Genomic DNA, 20,959 nt, shown 5'->3' with positions numbered 1-20,959 from the left:
CTCGACTGGAGACACATGGCCCGTCTCCGCATGGTTCAACGCCCGTCGGCGTCAAGGGCTACGGCGGCACGCCGCCGCAAAGGATGGCAGTTCATGGCAGATCACCGGCGAGATGTCCCCTTTGTAGGCAAACCCTGTGTGTGCTCCCTGTCACAGCAGGTACGTTCTTGCTCCGCCGGAACACGGCTGCACAAGAGAGGGCTCGGCCATGGCGTCACCGTCACAGGCATCGAGGGCGCGCCCCGCGCACCCCAACCTGGCCTTCCGCCGACTGCGCGGATCGCGCTCCCCGGGCGAGTTCGCGACGGCGGTCCGCAAGGCCGCCCGCGAGATCGGCGAGCACGTCTCGTGCGACGCCCGGTACATCGGCCGGGTCGAGGCGGGCGAGATCCGCTGCCCCAACTACGCCTACGAGCGGGTGTTCCTGCACATGTTCCCCGGTCTCACACTGACCGACCTGGGCTTCACCGCCCGGGAGAACGTGCGCGGGCGCGGCCGTCTCACGGCCGCCGGGGCACCGGGTGCCGGACGCCCGGCACCCCCGTCCCAGCCGTGCTGCCCCTTCGACGGCGGCCGGTCCCGCAACGACAGCGACATCGACAGCGACATCGACGAGGAGAGCGACGTGCTGCGTCGCGCATTCATGACAAGCGGCTCCGCCACAGTGGCGGCCGCGTCCCTGGGACTCGGGTTCGCATCCGGTTCCGTGCCCGCCCAGCGCCGGGTCGGCGAGGCCGAGGTCGCCGCGGTGGAGGACGCCGTACGCCGCATCCGCCTCCTCGACGACCGGCACGGCGCCGACGGGCTCTACCGGCAGGCCGCCCAGCCGTTGCGTGCCGCCTACGCGCTGCTCGACGCGGGGACCTGGTCCCGCAGGTCGACGTCGGACCGGCTGCACGCCGGTGCGGGTGAACTGGCCGTCTCCGTCGGCTGGCTGGCCCATGACTCGGGGCGCTTCGACGACGCGCGCTCGCACTACGCGGAGGCGCTGGCCACCGCGCGCGTGGCGGGCGACCCCGCCCTGGAGGCGCACGCGTTCTGCAACACGTCGTTCCTGGCCAGGGACGCGGGCCGGTACCGGGAGGCGGTGCGTACCGCACAGGCGGGCCGGCACGCGGCCCGACAGGTGGGCTCGCCGCGGCTGTTGTCGCTGCTGGCGCTGCGGGAGGCGGGCGGCTGGGCCGGGCTCGGGGACCGTACGGACTGCGAGCAGTCGCTCGCCCGCGCGCACACGTACTTCGAGCAGGGGCCGGCGCCGGACGACCCGGAGTGGATGTCGTTCTTCGCGGAACCCGAACTCCAGGCGCTCCAGGCGCAGTGCTGGGCGGCGCTCGGCGACTTCGCGCGCGCCGCCCGCCACGCACGGCGAGCCGCGATGTTGCAGGACCACCGCTTCACCCGCAACCTGGCGCTCTATCGCGCGGAGCTCGCAGGCGACCTGGCGCGCGCGGGCGCCCCGGACGAGGCGGCCGCGGTGGGTGAGCAGGTGCTCCAGCTGCTCGGCGACGTCCGGTCGTCGCGTATCCGGACGATGCTGGCGGACACCGCGCGGGTGCTGGTGCCGCACCGCCGGGCCGAGGGCGTCGCGGCCTTCCTGAACCACCACGCGGCGACCTCGCACTCCGCCTGATCCGCCCGCGCCGGGCGTCGCGTCCGCCGGGACCCGGTCATCCGCCGGGATGCGATCCCGCGCCGGGCGTCGCGTCCGCCGGGACCCGGTCATCCGCCGGGATGCGATCCCGCGCCGGGCGTAGCGTCCGCCGGAACCCGATCACCCACGCGCACCGTCACATCCGCCGGGATGCGATCCCCCGCCGGGCATCGCGTCCGCCGGCCCCGCCGTCGCCCGCCCAGGCCCAGCGGTCGGCCCCGGCTCAGACCTCCATGTGGCCCGTGTCGTTCCAGCGCTCGACCGCCGGGTCCCCGTACGCCCAAGAAAGGACCGACAGGCTCGTCGGGTCGAGCCGGATACGCGCACCGAACGAGATGTCCTGGCCCAGCCACCGCGCGCCGATCGCACGCAGGATGTGGCCGTGCGCGAAGACGAGCACGTCGCGGTCGGCCGAGAGCGCCCACTCGACGACCTCGTCCGCGCGGGCCGAGACCTCCGCGAGCGTCTCGCCGTCCGGGACGCCGTCACGCCACAGGAGCCAGCCCGGCCGCAGGGCGTGGATCTCCGGTGGGGTCAGGCCTTCGTACGCCCCGTAGTCGAACTCCATCAGCGCGTCCCACGGCTGCGCCCGGTCGCCGAAGCCGGCGAGCGCGCACGTCTCGCTCGCCCGCACGAGCGGGCTGGTGCGGACCTCGACACCGGGGAGGCCGGACCACGGCGCCCGGTGCAGCCGCTCGCCGAGGAGCTTCGCGCCGCGCTTGCCCTCGTCCAGCAACGGGATGTCCGTCCTGCCGGTGTGCCGGCCGCTCAGCGACCATTCGGTCTGGCCGTGCCGAGCGAGCAGGATCCGCGGTGCCATGGGGCCTCTCCCTGATGTTCACGATTGCGTGCCGCTCCATCATCCCGTACCTCGTCGGCAGGCAACCTCCGCGGCGATCTCGGCGTCACCTTCCAGGACGGGTGATCCCTCGAACTGAAGACGGAGACTGACCGGATGCCGCTCCCCGCGCAGCACCCTCGGCCCCGCTGGTGGACCGAACTGATGCTGATCGGCTTCGTGTACGCGGCGTACTCGGCCGGGCGGCTCCTCGCTCGCGGTGACGTGGCGACGGCCGTGGACCACGGACTGGCGATCCTGCGCGCGGAGAAGGCCCTCCTTCTCAACGCCGAGCATCCGCTGAACCGTCTCTTCACCGACACCCCGGTGATAGGCATACCCGCCGACTTCGCCTACGCGACCCTGCATTACCTGGTGACCCCGGCGATCCTGGTGTGGCTCTTCCGCCGCCGTCCCGCCCGTTACCGCGCCGCCCGCACGTGGCTGATGCTCTCCACACTCCTCGGCCTGATCGGCTTCACGCTGATGCCGACCTGCCCGCCGCGACTGCTGGACGCCACCCACGGATTCGTCGACACGATGGCGCAGTACAGCTCGTACGGCTGGTGGGGCGGGGAGGCGAGCGCCCCGCGTGGGCTCGGCAGCATGACCAACCAGTACGCGGCGATGCCCAGCCTCCATGTCGGCTGGGCCCTGTGGTGCGGTGTGATGCTGTGGCAGCACGGCCGTACGCCGCTGATGAAGGCCCTCGGCGTCGCCTACCCGCTGCTGACCACCCTCGTGGTCATGGGCACCGCGAACCACTACTTCCTCGACGCCGTCGCCGGGGCCGCCGTGATGGGCGTCGGCGCGCTGCTCGCGCCGGGCGCGATGCGGCTCGCCGACCGGCTGGAGGCCCGCTTCGGCCGACGGACCGCAGCTGTAACGGCCCCCGTTGTCGGTGGCGGATGCGAGACTTCGGCGGGTGAGCGAATCCCCGGACAGCGCACCTCCTCCGAAGGCGCCGACGACAGTACTCAGGCAGCGGCTCGCTGAGCTCCGCGGCCCCGCCACGCAGCCCCATCCGCTGGACGCCCGCGCGCTCGCGGCCCTTGCCGCCAACCCCGGCTGCAAGCGGCGCGCCCTGCTGGACGGAGCGGGCGTGGACAAGGCGGCGCTGGCCACGGCGCTCGGCTCTCCGGCGTCGTTCGGTCAGTCGCAGTTCGCCTTCATGCGGGGCAATGCCTTCGAGGCCAAGGTCAAGGCCGACGGCGGCAAGGAGCTGATGCGGCTGCTGGGGCTCGACGACCCGGGTGAGGTCCGTGTCCCCGACCTGGCGGCGGTCGGGCCCGAGGGCCGCGCGGCCCGCACGGCGCTGGCGCTGCGCGGGGCGACCGGGGCCGGCGCCTTCACGCTGCTCGACCACCCGATGCTGGCGCTGGACGTCGCGGGCTCGCCCGCGTATCTGGAGCCGGACGCGGTTGTCGTGCACCCCGACGGCCGGTGGACGGTCGTGGAGATCAAGTCGTTCCCGGTGATCGACGCGTCGGCGGACGCGGCGAAGGTGGGCGCCGCGGCCCGGCAGGCCGCGGTGTACGTCCTGGCTCTGGAGCGGGTCGCGTCCCTGACCGACGGCGCGTCCGTGGCGGACCACATCCTGCTGGTCTGCCCGAAGGACTTCACGAACATGCCGACCGCGTCGGTGGTGGACGTGCGCAAGCAGTTGTCGGTGACCCGGCGCCAACTGGCCCGGCTGACCCGGCTCGAGGAGATCGCGGCCACGCTGCCGGAGGGCGTGACCTTCGACGTGGAGTCGTGCTCGGCCGAGGAGTTGGCCGACGCGGTCGAACAGGTGCCGCACGCGTACGCCCCCGAGTGCCTGGCCGCCTGCGAGCTGGCCTTCCACTGCCGCGACCGGGCCCGTCTCGCGGGCGCGGTGGAGGCGCTGGGCCGGTCGGTGCGGGGCGAGCTCGGCGGACTGACGACCATCGGCGACGTCCTCGCCGCCGCGCGCGGCGAGGCGGGCGACCCGGACGACCCGGCGGTCGACGCCCTGCGCCGGGCGGCGGCCCTGCGGGCCGAGGCACTTCGCACGGGCGGCCCGGTCCCGCCGCCCCGCGTCGGAACGGACTGCGGGGACCCCGCGCCGCAAGCCGGGACGGACCGGGAAGACCGGCAGGGACTCCAGCCCGCCGGCCGGGACGGTGCCGCACAGGACCCCTCGCCGCCGGCCGGGACGGACGGCGGCGAGCAACACGCCCCCGGCACCGGGGCGGACAGTGCGACGACCCAGCAGGACTCCACGCTGCGAACCGGGACCGACCGCCGAGACGCGCAAGACGCCGTTCCGCGAGCCGGGACCGACCGGGCGGACAGCCACGACGCCCCGCAGACGGCGGACGCCCACGGCCACGACGCCCCGCAGACGGCGGACGCCCACGGCCACGACGCCCCGCAGACGGCGGACGCCCACGGCCACGACCAGGTCCGCGGGTCTGTCCCGCACGAGGCAGCGGAGGCGGCCGGATGTCGTTGATCTCCACCCTCGCGCGGCTCGAGGCCGTCGAATCGGGGCGCGCGCAGCCGCTCGCCACGGTGCGCCACCGCCATCTGTCGGACCGGCCCCTGGTGTTCCTGCCGCTGACGACCGCGGGCGAGGCCGGAGCGCCGCTCGGCGCGCTGGTCGGCTCGGCTCCCGACGAGCCCAGACTGCTGGTCGTGGCCCAGCCGCGTGACCGCGATCTTCGCTCGGCGTTCCTCGCGGAGCTGGCGGACGCCGTCCTGCCCCACATCGACGCATACGGCGACGACATCGAGCATGTCGAACGCAAGGAAACGGACGCGGAGACCGGAAGGAAGGTCACCGTCGAGGTCGAACTGTGCGCGGACGCCCCCCAGTTGATCGTGCCGAGCCGCGCGGGCATCGAGTACGTACGGCTGCTGGGCCGCTCGATGCGCTTCCGGCGCACCGTCGAGCAGGACCCCGACACTCCCTACCCCGCACCGCCGCGCGTCCCGCTGCTCGGTCGCTGGCTCACGCACTACGGGGAGCGGGCGCGCGTGCCCGGTTCCTCGCTGCTGCTGTCGGCGACCGACCTGTTGAACCGGCACTGGGCGACGGGGCAGTCGTCACTGGAGGACCAGCACCTGGGCGCCCTGCTCGCCTGGATCGACGCCCAGGAAGGCGAGTCGGGCGCGGAGGCGGCGCTGCGCACGGAGCTGGCGCGCGGCCGGGACGGGCAGCTGCTGTGCCCGCCGGCCGGTCCCGCGACCGACCCGGCCTTCGACAACCGGCTGCTGGCGCCCGCGATGGAGCGGTTCGACAGGGCGCGTCAGCTGCTGGCGGCCGCGGAGGACGGGGCGAGCGCGGACGAGCGCCTGGGCGAACTGCACGGTGCCGAGCGGGAGATCCGCCGCCTCGTCGCGGGCGTGCTGCGGCCCACCTGGGAGGCGGTGTGGCGGACGGTCGCGCTGATGCGTGAGCAGCCCGAGGGCTCCCGGGTCGCCGACCGCTGGACCAGGGACCGCTGGTCGTTCACCGCGCACCGGGACCGGGTGCGGGCCGGGGAGCCGCCGCAGCCCCGGCGCGACGACGCGGTCACGGCCGCGCAGAAGCTCGCCGCGCGGGAGAGCGCCCAGGCGCAGCTGGACGCCCATGAGGCGCTGGACGATCCACTGGTGCTGGCGGGGTTCAGGCTCGCGGGCCAGGCGTTCACCGCCGAGGTGCTCGACGTGGAGATGGCCTGGTCCGAGTCCAAGCGCCCGAGCCCGCGCCCGCTGGTCACCGTGCGTACGGAGGACCGCCCGCACCTGGGCGAGAGGGCGAAGGTGTACCGCTCGCTCGAAGGCAAGCCGCAGACGGCCGAGTTCGTGCGGTACGAGGGGGACGGGGTCCTGGTCCTGCGCATCACCGACCGTATGGGCCGGGCCAAGGAGCCCGCCGAGGGGTCGGTGCCGGACAAGGGTGACCTGATCGACTGGACCCTGTTCGAGCACGACCAGCGGGGCGGCCCGAAGCTGCCCGACCCCGAGGAGACGCCGTGGACACACGGCGGCCCTCCCTCTGGCTTCGCCGGGGGGACCCCCGGCTCCGACACCGCCGAGAGCCCCGATCCCGTCACCCCGGAGGACCTCCTGTGACGTTCGACCCCTCGGCGGAGGCCGCGCGCGCCACCGCCGGCATCCTGCACGACACCCTCCACGGGGGCGCCCGGGGCGTCGTCGTCGACTCGCCGCCCGGCGCGGGCAAGTCGACGCTCGTGGTGCGCGCCGCCTTGGAACTGGCGGCAGCGGGACGCCCGTTGATGGTCGTCGCGCAGACCAACGCGCAGGTGGACGACCTCGTGCTCCGTCTCGCCGAGAAGGAGCCGGAGCTGCCCGTCGGCCGTCTGCACTCCAACGACTCCGACCCGTACGACAAGGCGCTCGACGTCCTGGACAACGTGCGTACGTCGGCCAAGGCCGGTGATCTCGCCGGTCTGGACGTCGTCGTCTCGACGGCGGCGAAGTGGGCCCATGTGCAGAACGTGGAGCCGTGGCGGCACGCGATCGTCGACGAGGCGTACCAGATGCGTTCCGACGCGCTGCTGGCCGTCGCCGGGCTGTTCGAGCGGGCGCTGTTCGTGGGGGATCCGGGGCAGCTCGACCCGTTCTCGATCGTCGGCTCGGAGCAGTGGGCGGGGCTCTCGTACGACCCGTCGGCGAGCGCGGTCTCGACGCTGCTGGCCCACAATCCGGATCTGCCGCAGCACCGGCTGCCCGTCTCGTGGCGGCTCCCGGCCTCGGCGGCGCCGCTGGTGTCCGACGCGTTCTACCCGTACACCCCCTTCCGCAGCGGCACGGGTGCGGCCGACCGGCGGCTGACGTTCGGCGTCCCGTCCGACGGCTCGGGCCCCGACCGGGTGCTGGACGAGGCGGCCGAGTCGGGGTGGGGGCTGCTGGAGCTGCCCGCACGGCGCACGCCGCGTACGGACCCGGAGGCGGTCGGAGCGGTGGCACTGGTGGTACGGCGGCTGCTGGACCGGGGCGGGGCCGCGGTCTCGGAGCGCTCGGCGGAGCCGGCGCCCCTGACCGCCGACCGGATCGCGGTCGGCACGGCCCACCGCGACCAGGCGGCGGCGGTCCGGGCTGCGCTGGCGGACCTGGGGGTCGCGGGCGTCACGGTCGACACGGCGAACCGGCTGCAGGGCCGTGAGTACGACGTGACCGTCGTGCTGCACCCGCTGTCGGGCCGCCCGGACGCGACGGCCTTCCACCTGGAGACGGGCCGCCTGTGCGTCCTGGCGTCGCGCCACCGGCACGCCTGCATCGTGGTGTGCCGCGCGGGCGTGGGCGATCTGCTGGACGAGCACCCCTCGACGGATCCGGTCCAGCTCGGCGTGACGGTGAAGTTCCCGGACGGCTGGGAGGCGAACCACGCGGTCCTCGCCCACCTGGCCGAGCACCGGGTGAGCTGGCGGCCGTGAGGCCCTCTTGCGGCGCGCGGGACAATGGATGACGGTCCGGGCCGGACCGGGGTGCGAGGAGGAGAACGGACATGGCAGAACCGGAGCGGACGACCGAGCGCAGGATGCGGCCGGCCCCGCTGCTCTTCGAGCCGTCGGAGGCTGCCGCCGATCCCGAGCACTTCTTCGACCTGGAGTCCATGGAAGACCCTCAGGAGCTGCTGGCCCGTGCGACGGAGCTGACGCTGGCCTTCCGGGCGGCGACGGACCGCGCGGTGGAGTTCCAGGCGATCGCGGCGGCCCAGCTGGCCGACCCGCGCCGCTTCGACCGGCTGACGCCGGCCGACATCGGCGAGCGCGCGGGCTGGACCGAGGACTACGCGAAGAAGATGATCGACTTCGGCCGCGACCTCATGCGCGGGGCTGGCTGACGCTCGCCTACCGGGCCCTGTGTAGTGCGAGGACCAGCCACAGCGGTCGGCGGTGCACATGGCGGCGTGCTTGGTACGTCCGTGCCGGTCGCAGTGGGTGCCGACCTGAACCGGGAAGATCCGCATCACGGAGTGGAGGCACCCACGGGCAGACATGGCGGGTTGTCCTCTCTGGTCAAGCGAATCCGGCGGCAATGGCGTCGGCCATCGAGGCAGGCAATCCGAGGCGGGCGCGCGGGGGTGAGTGGTGCCGGGTGCTGGGTGCCCATGCACGTCAGCAGGGGGCGAGTCCGGGCAGGGACGCGCAGGAGTCGTTTTCGGGACGTAAGGCGTGGCGGGACAGGGACCGGCCCGGCAGCCAGGAAGCAGTCCCCGATACGGCACCGGAGGCCCGGTGCCACGCGCCGGGACCGACGGGCCCGAGGAGCCCGGTGCCACGCGCCGCGACCGACGGGCCCGAGGAGCCCGGTGCCACGCGCCCGGACCCGGCCCGAGAGGCACGGTGCCGCGCGGCGGGGGCGATCCAACCCGAGGAACCCGGCCGGCACGAGGGGCATTGCGCGCACCGGATCGGCGGCCCCCCGAGACGTGACCCGGTACGCCGCCCGCTCAAGGGCCCCGCATATGCCGACCACACGTGGCCGGCGCAAGATACTCCCCTCCGCCCCGCCACGTGCGCATTTTCGCCAACCCTGGGAAACCGAATCGTTACTGCCGGTAGACCTTGGGCGCATGAGTGCATGGCTGCGAGACCGAGAGCACACCGCGGACATCGTCACCCCCCTGGGCGAGGAGAGCCGTGATCGCGTCGCCGAGGTCACTCCCCCCGGCGCCGAGTGGCTCGCGTCGGCCCAGGCACATCCGAGGTCGGCGCTGTCCCAGTGGAAGGACCGGCCCACCGCCCCCGCCGTACTCCCCTGCGGCACCGTCTTCGACGTGGTGAACGTGCCCACCGTCTTCGGGCGCCGGATGCTCGACCGGCTCTGGAGCGAGGGGCCTGGCTCGGGGCCCGTCGCCATGCACCGCGGGCGCATGATGCTCTTCGCCGCCCGGGGCGCCGCCCAGCGCCTGCCGTCACTGCTCGAGTGGGAGGTGGGGGTCCGCCCAGGACGAAGTCCTCGGGGAAGGGGTGAGGCCGTCCCGCCGCTCATCTGCCACGGCAGCGGCGACGCCGTGACCGTCCCGCCCCTGACCCCCTCGGACACCACCTCGGCGCCCCGCTGGCTTGTGGCCCCCGACACACGTCACCCCTGGCTGCCGGCACCCGAGGTGCTGCTGTGGGCCTGTGTGCGGGCCGCCCGCGACCAGGTCCGTCCAGGTGTCCGCATATCGATTTTTCCTCCCCCGGATCAGGGTGCTAAGGTCTACGACGTCAGCAGGCGCCGCTAGCTCAGTTGGTTAGAGCAGCTGACTCTTAATCAGCGGGTCCGGGGTTCGAGTCCCTGGCGGCGCACAGACGGGAAAAGCCCCCTCGCGACAGCGAGGGGGCTTTTCCGTGCCCGCCGCATCCCCACCGCATCCCCGCCGCACGCCCGCCCGAAATGGCCCGTCATGCCGTCGTGATCTTGACCGTCCACGCCCCTGTGGCCGTACGGTCCGCCACCTCCACCCGCGTCCGCCCACCTGGCGGGCCGGGCACCGTGAACGTCTCCCCCACCTGCAGCGGCGCGTCCGCGAGCGGCGGATAGACCGACTCGTCCGCGCACGCCTCCGTCTCCGGATGCGTGTCCACCACCTCGATCGGCCCCTCCCCGGAGGCAGCCTCCCCCTGGACGCGGTAGAGCAGCACGCCCTCGGTGCAGGTGGACGCGTCGTTGCCGGTGGCACCGCGCGCCTCGATCGCGAGCACGCTGTTGTGCCCGGTGCGCACCACCGCCAGCCGCGTACCGACGCTGCCGCCGCGGACGGGCGCGGCGGCGAGCGGTTCCAGGGTGACGAGCTCCCCGCCGCCCGGTGGGCCGGCCGAGACGGGCGACCGGCCGCCGCCGTTCACGCACCGGACCTCGGCGGGACCGAGCCAGCCGAGCTTCCACTTGTGCCAGCCGAACAGATCGGGCGCGAGGCCGAACTGGCTGCCCATGACGTCCCAGTCGCCGACGTGGGTGTCCCAGTCGCCGTTGCCGTCCTCGGGCCGGTGGTAGAGGTCCGGGAGGTCGAAGACGTGGCCGGTCTCGTGGGCCAGGACATTGCGGTCCGGCGGATGGCGTTCGAAGACGGTGACGACACGCCGGATCTCGGCGCCGTCGGCGGTCAGCGGGCGGTCGAAGTTGACGACCTTGGTGGCGTCGGAATCGACTCCGGGGGCGTCCGGGTCCGCGACCAGATAGACCACGTCGTAGCGCGAGAAGTCGACGTCGTCGTCGGCCGCGTCGATCGCGTCCCTGAGGTAGACCAGGCGCCGTTCGGGATCCCAGTCACGCCTTATGTCGTAGGTGACGGAGGCACGGGGCATCCGCACCCACTCCGTCTGCGGGTGCGCGCGCAGCACGAACGCGCCGTAGGAGGCGCGCCGGAAGAAGTCGCTGGTGGCGGGGAAGTGGTCGGCGGCGAGCTCCCGCGGGCTGTTCATCGGGACGGAGTCCGGGAACGACAGGAAGACCATGACGGCGTCGAGCCGGTTCCCGGGCCGGGGGTAGGCGGAGTTCCAGGAGTCCAGGCCGAGCGAGTGGTGGGCCGCGGTCCGCGGCAGGGCGCACGGTCCGCCGGGGGGGTCGGCCACGGCCGGCCCGGCCACGAGGGACGTCGCCGCGAACGCCATGAGGGAGGTGAACGCGGCGGCGGCGCTGCGCGGGCGCACGCGTTCCACTCTCCCGGGTGTTCCCTCGGGCGACTGCTGACCCTCCACGTGGACCTCCGGCTCGGGAATGACGGATGCCCCACCCACCCTGTGATGCTTTGCAGTGGTTTGCACTGTTCCGGTGCCCCACTCGGGTGACCGGGTCGACACCGACCCGATGCCGACCCGAGATGCGGCGACACTCCGAAGGCTCACGGAACGTCACATCCGGTCAGCTTGGATGCGACCCCGGACGCCACCCGCGCAGAAACGATCGACCTTGGTGCACGGGCGGCCCACCCCGGGTCGGTGACGCTGGAACGGCCGCCGCGCCTGCCTCTATGATCGGCACACTTTCCCCGAGTTCTTGCGGGATTTCTTCGGTGAATGTCTCGGGCGGCCACCCCCCGACCACATTTGCACGACCTGAATCGACACACTGCATGCGGGAGTGAGCGGTGAGCGGAACCTCCGAAGGACAAGGGCCCGCGGGCGTCGCAGTCCCCGGAAACGTCCGACCGTCCGTCACTGAACGTGACGGCATGGGCCCGAGCTCCGCCGACCTGCGCGACTACCGCGCCGCGTTCAACGCCGCCCAGCTCGCCATGGCGGTCGTGGACCATGAAGGGCTCGTCGTCAGCGCCAACGACGCCCTCGCCACGCTGCTCGGCACCGGCGCCGCCGACCTGCGCGCGCACTGCGCCGCCGACCTCATCGACCTCGCCTCGGACGCCCGCACCTGGCACGCCTACCGCGAGGTCCTGCGCGGCCGCCGCTCCCGCTTCCGCTGCACCCGCCGCCTCAAACACCCGGACGGGCGCCCCCTGTGGGCCGAGGTCACCGTCGCGCCCGTGCCCGGCACCGGCGACGTGCTGCTGTCCGTGGCCGACATCAGCGACCGGCGCGAGCTCCATGCGCGGCTGCGCCATCTCCAGCTGCACGACCCGGTGACCCGGCTGCCCAATCGGACGCTGTTCTTCGAACGGCTCACCGCCGCACTGGAGTCCTCGCCGTACGATGACGGCTCCACCGGGCGGATCGGCCTGTGCTACCTGGACCTCGACGGCTTCAAGGCCGTCAACGACACCCTGGGGCACCGGATCGGCGACCGGCTCCTCGCCGCCGTCGCGACCCGGCTGACCGAGTGTGCCGACAACAGCGGGGCGCAGGGCTGCGGTCATCTCGTCGCCCGCCTCGGCGGGGACGAGTTCGCCATCCTGGTCGAGGAATCGACGGGCACCGAGCAACTGGCGGACCTGGCGCGGTCCGTACTGGCGGCGCTGCAGCAGCCGTTCGACCTGGCCGGCCAGCGACTGTCGGTGTCCGCGTCCATCGGCGTGGTCGAGCGCGCGGCGGCCGGGACGAGCGCGACCGGGCTGATGCAGGCCGCGGACACCACGCTGTACTGGGCGAAGGAGGACGGCCGTGCCCGCTGGACGCTCTTCGACCCCGAGCGCAACGCGCACCGGATGACGCGCCAGGCGCTCTCCTCCACGCTCCGCCCGGCCGTGGAGCGCGGTGAGTTCACGCTGGAGTACCAGCCGCTCGTGGGGCTCGCGGACGGGGTGACACGCGGTGTGGAGGCGCTGGTGCGCTGGAATCACCCGCAGTTCGGCACGCTGACGCCGAATCGGTTCGTCGCCATCGCCGAGGAGGACGGCTCGATCGTGCAGCTCGGGCGGTGGGTGCTGCGCACCGCGTGCCGCCAGGCGCGCCGCTGGCAGCTCGACCACCCGGGCGTGGAACCGCTGTTCGTGAGCGTCAATGTCGCCGTACGCCAGGTGTGGGACTCCGACCTGGTGGCGGATGTCGCCGACATCCTGGCCGAGACGGGACTGCCGCCGCATCTGCTGCAGTTGGAGCTCACGGAGTCGGCGGTGATGGGCTCGGCGGGCCGGCCGCTCCAGGCGCTGAGGGCGCTCAGCGAGATGGGTGTGCAGATCGCGATCGACGACTTCGGCACCGGTTATTCGAACCTCGCGTACCTGAGCCGGCTGCCGGTGTCCGCACTGAAGCTCGACGGAACGTTTGTCCGCGGTTTCCAGGACGAGGCGCACGCCAACCCTGCCGACGAGACGATCGTCGAGGCGCTGGTCGAACTCGCGCACCGGCTGGGGCTCACGGTCACGGCCGAGTGCGTCGAGACCTCGGGACAGGCATCACGGCTGCGGCACATCGGCTGCGACACGGGCCAGGGGTGGCTGTACTCGCGGGCGGTGGCGCCGGAGCGGATCGCGGAGATGCTCGGCGCGGGACCGCGCGCGCAGCCGGCGGGAGCATCGGGCTGAGGGGTGTGGCGCCTGCGGGCTGCTCGCCGCTGCCGCGCCTCCCCAGCCTGCCGGCCCCGGGAGGCCCGTCCGGAAACGGGGCCGGAGCAAGCCCCGGGGCAGCACCGCCTGAGAGCCCCTGGCTTCGCCCGGGAGACGCCCCGACCGGCTGGTGCCGCGCAGCGAACCCCGGCCCTTGTCGGGGAGGTTGAAACGCCGACGACCCTCCCCCACGCCGCTGGGCGCAGAGGGGGAGGGTCCTCGTTCCCCGGGGAGGCGGGGTGGGGTGGGGGAAGGCACCCCGCCTCAGGGGTCAGCAGGCGCCGAGGTCCTCCCAGACGCCCCACTCACCCGTGGTGCCGGGCTCCTCGCCCTGCGTCCACCACTTGGCCCGCCACAGGTGCCCCTCGTGGGAGACCTGCGTGCTGCCGGTGTACGCCGGGGTCGCGGACCAGGCCGGGGCCGTGCAGCCGGTGTCCGGCTCCGACGGCGAGGGCGTCGGCTCCGTGGGGGCCGGCGTCGGGTCCGTCGGCGTGGGCGTCGGGGCCGGGTCAGTCGGCGAGGAGCCGACCGCCGCGACGATGTCCTTGAACAGCGTGGCGTTCGCGTCCAGTCCGAGCAGGGAGTACATCATCGCGCCCGCGAGACCCCGGCTGTGGGCGTAGTCGGCCCGCGCCTGGATCGCCCGCCGGTCCAGTCCGGTGAAGAACTCGCCGTCCTTGTAGAAGTACGCCGCCTTCGCCTCGTCGTCCCAGAAGGTGGTCGCCGGGTTGTCGACGATGCCGCCGAGTTCCTTGTAGTGCGCGATTCCCGCCTGCTGGCTGACGGGACGGGCGGCGGAGGCGCCGGTCGCGCTGCCACCGAGACCGTTCTTCGTCCCGGCCGGGACGCCCTTCCAGCCGCGGTAGTAGAACTCGTAGCCGAGCGTCAGCTTGCCCGCGGGGAAGCCGCCGGTGATGCCGTACGCCGCGTTCCCGTCGATCCACGCGTCGATGGCGCCCGCGATCGAGTACTTCTCGGTACCCGGCTTGATCGGGTCGGTCGGGTCCGACGCCGGGGAGTGCAGCGGGGACTGGTGGTAGGCGGGCCCGTCGCCGTCCCAGGCGCCGTGCATGTCGTACGTCATGATGTTCGCGTAGTCGAGGTACGCGCCGATCTTGTCGGTCTCGATGTGCTTGATCTTGTCCTGACCGGCCGGAAGTGCCGCGGTCAGCAGGTACTTCTTGCCGCCGTGAGCGGCGCCGTACGCATCGAGCTGCTTGCGGAACTCGGCGAGCAGCAGAGTGAAGTTCTGCTTGTCCTCGGGGCCGTAGTGGTTGCCGAGGTGCCCGTCGGGCGAGCCGGGGTACTCCCAGTCGATGTCGATGCCGTCGAAGATGCCGGCCGCGGTGCCCGGACCGCCGTAGCCGCCCTCGACCGGCAGGTCACCGGCAATGTACTGCTTGATGCAGGAGGACACCAGCTTCTTGCGGCTCGCGTCCGTCTTCGCCGCGTCGTGGAAGAACTTGGAGTAGGTCCAGCCGCCCAGCGAGATGTTGATTTTCAGCTTGGGGTACTTGGCCTTCAGTTCCTTGAACTGGTTGAAGACGCCCACGATCGGCTGGTTCCACGTGTCGCCGACGCCGTCGACGCTGTCGGCCGCGGCGAAGCTGCGCTGGTAGTCGGCGTACGAATCGCCCGCGCCGTCACCGGCGTTGGGGTTGGCGTCGTCACCGGCGGCCTTGTTCGCCATGAAGCAGGTGTGGTCGGTCGGGTGGATGTTGCCGAACGAGTAGTTGAGGACGTCCAGTTCGCGCGCGATGCCCCGGGTGTCCAGGTGCTTGGGGTAGAAGGCGTTGCCGTACACGCTCCACTGGTCGTAGTACGCGATCTTCACACCCCCGGTGGAGGCGGCGGGCGCGGTGTCGGCCGCCTGGGCGGCGCCGAAGCCACCGACGGCGGTCAGCGCGCCGGCGGCGAGCGCCGCACTGGCGAGTGCGGCGAGCAAGGTTCTGCGGACGGGCACGTGCGGCCTCCGAGGGGGGTACGTACAGGAGTTGGAGCAGTGATAGCCGCCCTCGGGAAGCCGCGTCAATGGTCTGAACCAAATGAGGACTAGACCAATTTCGGCCTGAATCGACTCGGCAGCGACCCACACATGTTGCGAAAAACCGCCCGTCACCACGGGTGACGAGCGGCTTAAGCCCTCTTTAATGCGCCACGGAAGAGAAGTTCACGAGCGAACCACTCAGGCGGGCAAGCCGTACGCGTCGGCGATCAACTCGTAGCTGCGCAACCGCACATCGCCGCCGTGCGCGTTGGCCGTGATCATCAACTCGTCCGCGCCGGTGCGCTTGTGGAGGTCGTCCAGGCCCGCCCGGACCGCGTCGGGCGTGCCATGGATCACGTTCTTCAGCCAGCCGTCGGCGAACTCCCGCTCCATGGGGCCGAAGGCGTACTCCTCCGCCTCCTTCGGCGTCGGGATCAGCCCCGGCCTGCCGCCGCGCAGCCGGACCATCGACAGCGCTCCGGTCAGCACCTGACGGCGGGCCTCCCGCTCGTCGTCCGCGGCCAGCGCCGAGACGCCGATCAGGGCGTAGGGCGTGGCCAGCACGGCCGAGGGCCGGAAGCTCTCCCGGTAGAGATCCAGCGCGGGGAGCGTGTTCTGTGCGGAGAAGTGGTGGGCGAAGGCGAACGGCAGTCCGAGCGCGCCCGCGAGCCGGGCACTGAACCCGGAGGAGCCCAGCAGCCAGACCGGCGGGCGGGCCGGGGACTGGACGCCGCCGGGCGAGGTGGCCTGCACCGGTCCGGGCACGGCGTGGATGCGGGAGTAGGGGTGCCCGTGGGGGAAGTCGTCGTCCAGGAAGCGGATCAGCTCGGCGAGCTGCTGGGGGAAGTCGTCGGCGCCCTCGTGGAGGGTGTCGGTGCGGCGCAGGGCCGCTGCCGTGGCGCCGTCCGTCCCGGGCGCGCGGCCGAGGCCGAGGTCGACGCGGCCCGGGGCGAGCGCCTCCAGCGTGCCGAACTGCTCGGCGATGACCAGGGGGGCGTGGTTGGGCAGCATCACGCCGCCGGAGCCGAGGCGGATGCGTTCGGTGTAGGCGGCGAGGTGGGCGAGGATGACGGCCGGGGAGGACGAGGCGACGCCGGGCATGGAGTGGTGCTCGGCGACCCAGTGCCGGTGATAGCCGCGGCTCTCGGCCAGGCGGGCGATGTCCACGCTGGTGCGCAGGGCGTCCGAGGCGGTGCGTCCGCTGCCGACGGTCACCAGGTCGAGCACGGACAGGGGGACGGGGGCGGTGCCGAGCGCCGCGCCTCGGATCTCGTCCACTGCGTTCACGGGTGGGGCCCTCCTGGGTGAGTCGTACGTACGCCGAGCCACAACAGGAGGCAATCTCCGCTTTATTCCCGGCCGCCGACGGCTGTCCTCCCCGCCCCGGTACGGCAGGTTTTGCGGGCGAACCACTGCGTCAGTCCTCGCGGGCGACCCCGCTGCGTCAGTCCTTGCGGGCGACCCCGCCGCGCCACGCCTCGCGGGCAACCCCGCCGCGCCAGTCCTCGCGGGGAACCCCGCTGCGTCAGTCCTTGCGGGCGAACAGCGTGCCCAGCTCCTCCGACCAGGCGCCCCTGCGCTCCGCCAGCCGCAGGCCCTCCCACACGGTCACCTGGTTGGCCGTGAGCACCGGCTTGCCCGCGACCTCCTCGAGCTCCTGGAGGTGGGCCACCGTGTGCAGCGCGGTGTCGGGGAGCAGGACCGCGTCGGCCCGCGGGTCGTCCGCCTTCCGCAGCAGGTCCAGGACCTGCTCGCGCCCCCAGGTCGCCACCTCGGCCGCCGTCACGATCCCGCCGGCCCGCGTGGCCGACACCTCGATCCCGGCCGCCCGAAGGAAGTCGGCGAACAGGTCCGTCACGTCCTCGGGGTACGTCGCGGCAACCGCCACCCGCGTGGCCCCGACCTCCCGCGCGGCGTGGACGAACGCGAACGACGTGCTCGACGCCGGGAGCCCGGCCGCGAGGGCCAGGGCCCGGGTCTGCTCATGGGCGCCCTCCCACCCGTACACGAACGAACCGCTGGTGCAGGCCCAGACCACCGACTCGGCGCCCGACAGGCGCAGCTGCTCCACGCCGGCCGCGAGCCGCTCGGCCGATCCCATCTCCCGCAGCGCGTCCACACGGTGCGCGTCCTCACCGATGTCGGTGTGGACGATCGGCACATTGACTCCGGTCAGCAGCGTCTCGATCCGGGGGTAGTCGTCCTCGGCCGAATGCCCGGGATACAGCAAGCCCACCGTCGTCATGTCACGCCCTCCTGTCCTTCCGGCTCGGCCGACGCCTCCGCGGCGTCCATCAGCAGAGCCTGATAGGGGCCGACCGCACGGGCGCCGATGGCGCGCAGGGCCGACCACATCGTGACCTGGTTGGCGGAGACCACAGGCACCCTCAGCTCGGCCTCCAACTGCGGGATCACGTCGTACGTCGGCAGATTGGTACAGCTGATGAACAGCGCGTCGGCGCCCTCCACCGCCACCTGTCGCGCCATGTCGACCACCGCGCGGTACGGCACCTTCCAGATGTGCCGGGTCAGTCCGAGAAAGGCCCGTCCGACCACCGTCACTCCCGCTTCCGCCAGAAAGTCCTCCAATGACCGGGTGACCGATTCCGTGTAGGGCGTCAGCAGCGCGATCCGCCGGGCCCCCAGCTCGCCGAGCGCGTCGAGGAGGGCGCCGGACGTGGTCAGGGCCGGCACGTCACCGGCCGTGCGCATCACCTCGCACAGGGCGCGTTCCCCGGCGAGGCCGCCGACAAAACTGCCCGATGCGCACGCGTAGGCGACGACCTCCGGTTCGGACGCGATCAGCGCCCGCACCCCCTCCCCCAGTGTCTCGTGCTCGCTCACCACCCGCGCGAGGTCGAGGGAGACACCCACGGGCACGAACGGAGTACGCGTCAGCCGCAGGGAGACGTCGTCGGGGACCCAGCGCCACAGCTCCCGGTCCAGAGCGAAATCGAAGGGGGCCACCACACCGATGCCGTGCTCCGGGTCCGGCCCGCCGAGAAAGGAGACAACGTCCATGCACTCAGCCCCCTTGGCGTCTTGTTGACGACGGTAGGTTCCAGTGCGAGCGTGGGTCAATCCGTACATTGCGACGTGACAAGGTGGCTTCCGACCGATGTCCGAACCCACGGTGCTCGTGCTGGCCGCGGACCCCCCGCCACGCCTCGGTCACCTGACCGGACGAGCCCGGGTGGAGTACGCCGATGAGGTGACTCTCGCGGACCGACTGCCTGGTGCCGACGTGCTGCTCGTGTGGGACTTCACCTCCGACGCCGTCCGTCGGGTCTGGCCCGGCGAGGGCCCGAGGCCGCGGTGGGTGCACACCGCGAGCGCCGGCGTCGACCGCGTGCTCTGTCCGGAACTCGCCGCCTCCGACACCGTCCTGACCAACGCCCGCGGAATCTTCGAACAGCCGATCGCCGAATACGTGGCGGCACTCGTGCTCGCGATGGCGAAGGACCTGCCTCAGACGCTGGACCTGCAGCGCCGGCACGAATGGCGGCACCGCGAGACCCTCCCGGTCGCGGGCAGCCGCGGTGTCGTGGTCGGCGCCGGCCCCATCGGGCGCGCCGTCGCCGGGGCCCTGCGGGCGCTGGGCGTCACCACAGCGGTCGTCGGCCGTCGGGCCCGGCCCGGCATCCACGGCGACCAGGACCTCGACCCGCTGCTCGCGCGCGCCGACTGGGTGGTGTGCGCGGCGCCGCTGACCACGACGACGCTCGGGATGTTCGACGCGCGCCGCTTCGGGCTGATGCAGCCGTCGGCCCGGTTCGTCAACGTCGGCCGCGGACCGCTGGTCGTCGAGGCCGACCTCGTCGACGCCCTGCGCAAGCGGTGGATCGCGGGCGCGGCCCTCGACGTCTTCGAGTCGGAGCCGCTCGTGCCGGACAGCCCGGTGTGGGACGTTCCGGGGCTCATCGTCTCCCCGCACATGAGCGGTGACACCGTCGGCTGGCGCGACCGGCTGGGTGAGCAGTTCGTCGAGATGTACGACCTGTGGGCGGCCGGAGAGCCGCTGCCGAACGTGGTGGACAAGAAACGTGGGTACGTCCCCATGCATGACCACTCGCCTGACTGACCTCACCGCACGTCAACTGCTGGCAGGCTACGCACAGGGCGACTTCTCACCCGTCGACGCGACCCGCGCGGCGCTGGACCGGGCCGAGAGCGTGCAGCCGCTGGTGAACGCCTTCGTCCGGATCGATGCCGAGCCGGCCCTCGCCGAGGCCGCCGCCTCGGCGGATCGCTGGCGCCGGGGCGAGCCGCAGGGGCTGCTCGACGGAGTGCCCGTCACCGTGAAGGACCTCATCCTCCAGCGCGGCGTGCCCACGCTGCGCGGCTCCTGGACCGTACGGGCGGACCGCGCCTGGGACGAGGACGCGCCGTCGGTCGCCCGGCTGCGCGAGCACGGGGCGGTGTTCCTCGCCAGGACGACGACGCCCGAGTTCGGCTGGAAGGGGGTCACGGACTCGCCGCGGCACGGTGTGACCCGCAACCCGTACGACCCCTCGCGCACGGCGGGCGGCTCCAGCGGAGGCAGCGCGGCGGCCGTGGCACTCGGCGCGGGCGCCCTGTCGGTCGGCACCGACGGGGGAGGGTCGGTCCGCATCCCGGCATCGTTCTGCGGGATCTTCGGGCTGAAGCCGACGTACGGACGCGTGGCCCTGTATCCGTCGAGCCCCTTCGGCAGCCTGTCCCACGTCGGGCCGATGGCGAGGGATGCGGCGGACGCGGCGCTGATGCTGGACGTGATGAGCGGCGAGGACTGGCGGGACTGGTCCCATCTGGGGCCCGCGCAAGAGGTGCGGCAGGGGCTCGGCGAGGGCGTGAAGGGCCTGCGGATCGCGTACTCGCCGACGCTCGGCGGCCAGGTCTCGGTCCGTCCCTCGGTCGCCTCGGCGGTGCGGCGGGCGGTGGGGGCGCTGGCGGACCTCGGCGCCTACGTCGAGGAGACCGACCCCGACATCACGGAGCCGGTCGAGGCGTTCCACACCCTGTGGTTCACGGGCGCTGCCCGGCTGGTGGAGCCCCTCGGCCCGCGGCAGCGGGAGCAACTGGACCCGGGGCTGCGGGAGATCTGCGGCATCGGCGCACGGCGCAGCGCGCTGGAGTACCTGGCGGCGGTGGACGTGCGGGCGGAGCTGGGCCGGCGGATGGCGCGGTTCCACACGACGTACGACCTGCTGGTCACCCCGACCTTGCCGCTCACCGCGTTCGAGGCGGGTGTCGAGGTCCCGGCGGGCTCGGGCCACCGGCGCTGGACGGGGTGGACCCCGTTCACGTACCCGTTCAACATGACGCAGCAGCCGGCGGCGACGGTCCCCTGCGGGTCGGACCCGGACGGACTTCCGATCGGTGTGCAGCTGGTGGGCCCGCGGTACGCGGACGGGCTGGTGCTGCGGGTGGCGCACGCGCTGTACGAGGTGGGAGCGGCGAGGATCCCGGGGCCGGGGGCGCTGGGGTAGGGCGGGGCGGGCGTGGCGCCTGCGGCGGGCTTGTCCCCTCCCGCCCTTTCCCGGAACCGGGCTTCGCCCGGACCCGTGCCGCGGGCCACGCCCCCGAGCCCCCGCGCCTCAAGCG

Annotated in this window: 15 protein-coding genes, 1 tRNA gene and 2 pseudogenes; 11 read left to right on the top strand and 7 right to left on the bottom strand. The window is 73.0% G+C overall.

All coding sequences use genetic code 11. The features are described 5' to 3' along the window. Positions 1-208 precede the first annotated feature (208 nt). Positions 209-1,630 (top strand): tetratricopeptide repeat protein, encoded by a 1,422-nt coding sequence (locus tag ACH5AF_RS00840; RefSeq protein ID WP_398899132.1) that lies wholly within the window; start codon positions 209-211, stop codon positions 1,628-1,630. A 244-nt stretch (positions 1,631-1,874) separates the two neighbouring features. Here the strand turns inward: ACH5AF_RS00840 and ACH5AF_RS00835 are convergent, their stop codons facing one another. After that, a complete protein-coding gene (locus ACH5AF_RS00835; RefSeq protein ID WP_398899131.1) occupies positions 1,875-2,471 on the bottom strand; it encodes a histidine phosphatase family protein in 597 nt (198 codons plus the stop codon). 135 nt (positions 2,472-2,606) lie between these two features. Between ACH5AF_RS00835 and ACH5AF_RS00830 the strand changes: the two genes are divergently transcribed. The 5 genes and pseudogenes from ACH5AF_RS00830 to ACH5AF_RS00810 all read left to right on the top strand — a co-directional run bounded on the left by ACH5AF_RS00830 (position 2,607) and on the right by ACH5AF_RS00810 (position 8,304). Continuing rightward, positions 2,607-3,485 carry a phosphatase PAP2 family protein gene (locus ACH5AF_RS00830; protein WP_398899130.1) on the top strand — a complete coding sequence of 293 codons (879 nt, stop codon included), beginning with the start codon at positions 2,607-2,609 and terminating at the stop codon, positions 3,483-3,485. Beyond that, positions 3,415-4,533 (top strand): annotated as a pseudogene (locus tag ACH5AF_RS00825) (hypothetical protein); the annotation flags it as partial. The gene ACH5AF_RS00830 and the pseudogene ACH5AF_RS00825, both read left to right, overlap by 71 nt. A gap of 422 nt (positions 4,534-4,955) precedes the next feature. After that, on the top strand, positions 4,956-6,569 hold the full coding sequence (locus ACH5AF_RS00820; protein WP_398899129.1) for a hypothetical protein: 1,614 nt from the start codon (positions 4,956-4,958) through the stop codon (positions 6,567-6,569). Beyond that, positions 6,566-7,894, top strand: coding sequence for an AAA family ATPase (locus tag ACH5AF_RS00815; protein ID WP_398899128.1), 1,329 nt, complete (start codon positions 6,566-6,568; stop codon positions 7,892-7,894). The genes ACH5AF_RS00820 and ACH5AF_RS00815 overlap by 4 nt, the downstream gene beginning before the upstream one ends. A 71-nt stretch (positions 7,895-7,965) precedes the next feature. Then, positions 7,966-8,304 (top strand): hypothetical protein, encoded by a 339-nt coding sequence (locus tag ACH5AF_RS00810; RefSeq protein WP_398899127.1) that lies wholly within the window; start codon positions 7,966-7,968, stop codon positions 8,302-8,304. Here ACH5AF_RS00810 and ACH5AF_RS00805 read toward each other — a convergent pair. Beyond that, a pseudogene (locus ACH5AF_RS00805) lies at positions 8,287-8,460 on the bottom strand (mobile element transfer protein); the annotation flags it as partial. The gene ACH5AF_RS00810 and the pseudogene ACH5AF_RS00805 overlap by 18 nt on opposite strands. 576 nt (positions 8,461-9,036) lie before the next feature. Here ACH5AF_RS00805 and ACH5AF_RS00800 point away from each other — a divergent pair. Next, positions 9,037-9,693, top strand: coding sequence for a bifunctional DNA primase/polymerase (locus tag ACH5AF_RS00800; protein ID WP_398899126.1), 657 nt, complete (start codon positions 9,037-9,039; stop codon positions 9,691-9,693). Beyond that, a tRNA-Lys gene (locus ACH5AF_RS00795) sits at positions 9,684-9,757 on the top strand. The genes ACH5AF_RS00800 and ACH5AF_RS00795 overlap by 10 nt, the downstream gene beginning before the upstream one ends. A gap of 96 nt (positions 9,758-9,853) precedes the next feature. Here ACH5AF_RS00795 and ACH5AF_RS00790 read toward each other — a convergent pair. Continuing rightward, positions 9,854-11,110 carry a M6 family metalloprotease domain-containing protein gene (locus ACH5AF_RS00790; RefSeq protein ID WP_398899125.1) on the bottom strand — a complete coding sequence of 419 codons (1,257 nt, stop codon included), beginning with the start codon at positions 11,108-11,110 and terminating at the stop codon, positions 9,854-9,856. A 428-nt stretch (positions 11,111-11,538) separates the two neighbouring features. Between ACH5AF_RS00790 and ACH5AF_RS00785 the strand changes: the two genes are divergently transcribed. Beyond that, positions 11,539-13,368, top strand: coding sequence for a putative bifunctional diguanylate cyclase/phosphodiesterase (locus tag ACH5AF_RS00785; RefSeq protein WP_398899124.1), 1,830 nt, complete (start codon positions 11,539-11,541; stop codon positions 13,366-13,368). Between the two features lie 292 nt (positions 13,369-13,660). Here ACH5AF_RS00785 and ACH5AF_RS00780 read toward each other — a convergent pair whose 3' ends face one another. The 4 genes from ACH5AF_RS00780 to ACH5AF_RS00765 form a co-directional block, all read right to left on the bottom strand. After that, positions 13,661-15,352 (bottom strand): glycosyl hydrolase family 18 protein, encoded by a 1,692-nt coding sequence (locus ACH5AF_RS00780; protein ID WP_398899122.1) that lies wholly within the window; start codon positions 15,350-15,352, stop codon positions 13,661-13,663. A 222-nt stretch (positions 15,353-15,574) separates the two neighbouring features. Continuing rightward, positions 15,575-16,663: an LLM class flavin-dependent oxidoreductase gene (locus ACH5AF_RS00775; RefSeq protein ID WP_398899121.1), complete on the bottom strand. Its 1,089-nt coding sequence runs from the start codon at positions 16,661-16,663 to the stop codon at positions 15,575-15,577. A 238-nt stretch (positions 16,664-16,901) separates the two neighbouring features. Next, complete coding sequence (locus tag ACH5AF_RS00770; RefSeq protein WP_398899120.1) at positions 16,902-17,621, bottom strand: aspartate/glutamate racemase family protein; 720 nt, start codon at positions 17,619-17,621, stop codon at positions 16,902-16,904. Beyond that, positions 17,618-18,397, bottom strand: a complete 780-nt coding sequence (locus ACH5AF_RS00765) for an aspartate/glutamate racemase family protein (protein WP_398899119.1) — start codon at positions 18,395-18,397, stop codon at positions 17,618-17,620. The genes ACH5AF_RS00770 and ACH5AF_RS00765 overlap by 4 nt, the downstream gene beginning before the upstream one ends. Positions 18,398-18,494: 97 nt before the next feature. Here ACH5AF_RS00765 and ACH5AF_RS00760 point away from each other — a divergent pair, with 97 nt between their 5' ends. Together ACH5AF_RS00760 and ACH5AF_RS00755 are read left to right on the top strand one after the other, a co-directional pair. Beyond that, positions 18,495-19,457 carry a D-2-hydroxyacid dehydrogenase gene (locus ACH5AF_RS00760; RefSeq protein WP_398899118.1) on the top strand — a complete coding sequence of 321 codons (963 nt, stop codon included), beginning with the start codon at positions 18,495-18,497 and terminating at the stop codon, positions 19,455-19,457. After that, positions 19,438-20,844 carry an amidase gene (locus ACH5AF_RS00755; protein ID WP_398899117.1) on the top strand — a complete coding sequence of 469 codons (1,407 nt, stop codon included), beginning with the start codon at positions 19,438-19,440 and terminating at the stop codon, positions 20,842-20,844. The genes ACH5AF_RS00760 and ACH5AF_RS00755 overlap by 20 nt, the downstream gene beginning before the upstream one ends. Positions 20,845-20,959: the final 115 nt, after the last annotated feature.

Origin of the sequence: Streptomyces sp. NPDC018833 (genome assembly GCF_044390825.1) — a bacterium.
Lineage (GTDB): Bacteria > Actinomycetota > Actinomycetes > Streptomycetales > Streptomycetaceae > Streptomyces.
This window is presented reverse-complemented; position numbering and strand designations above follow the sequence as displayed.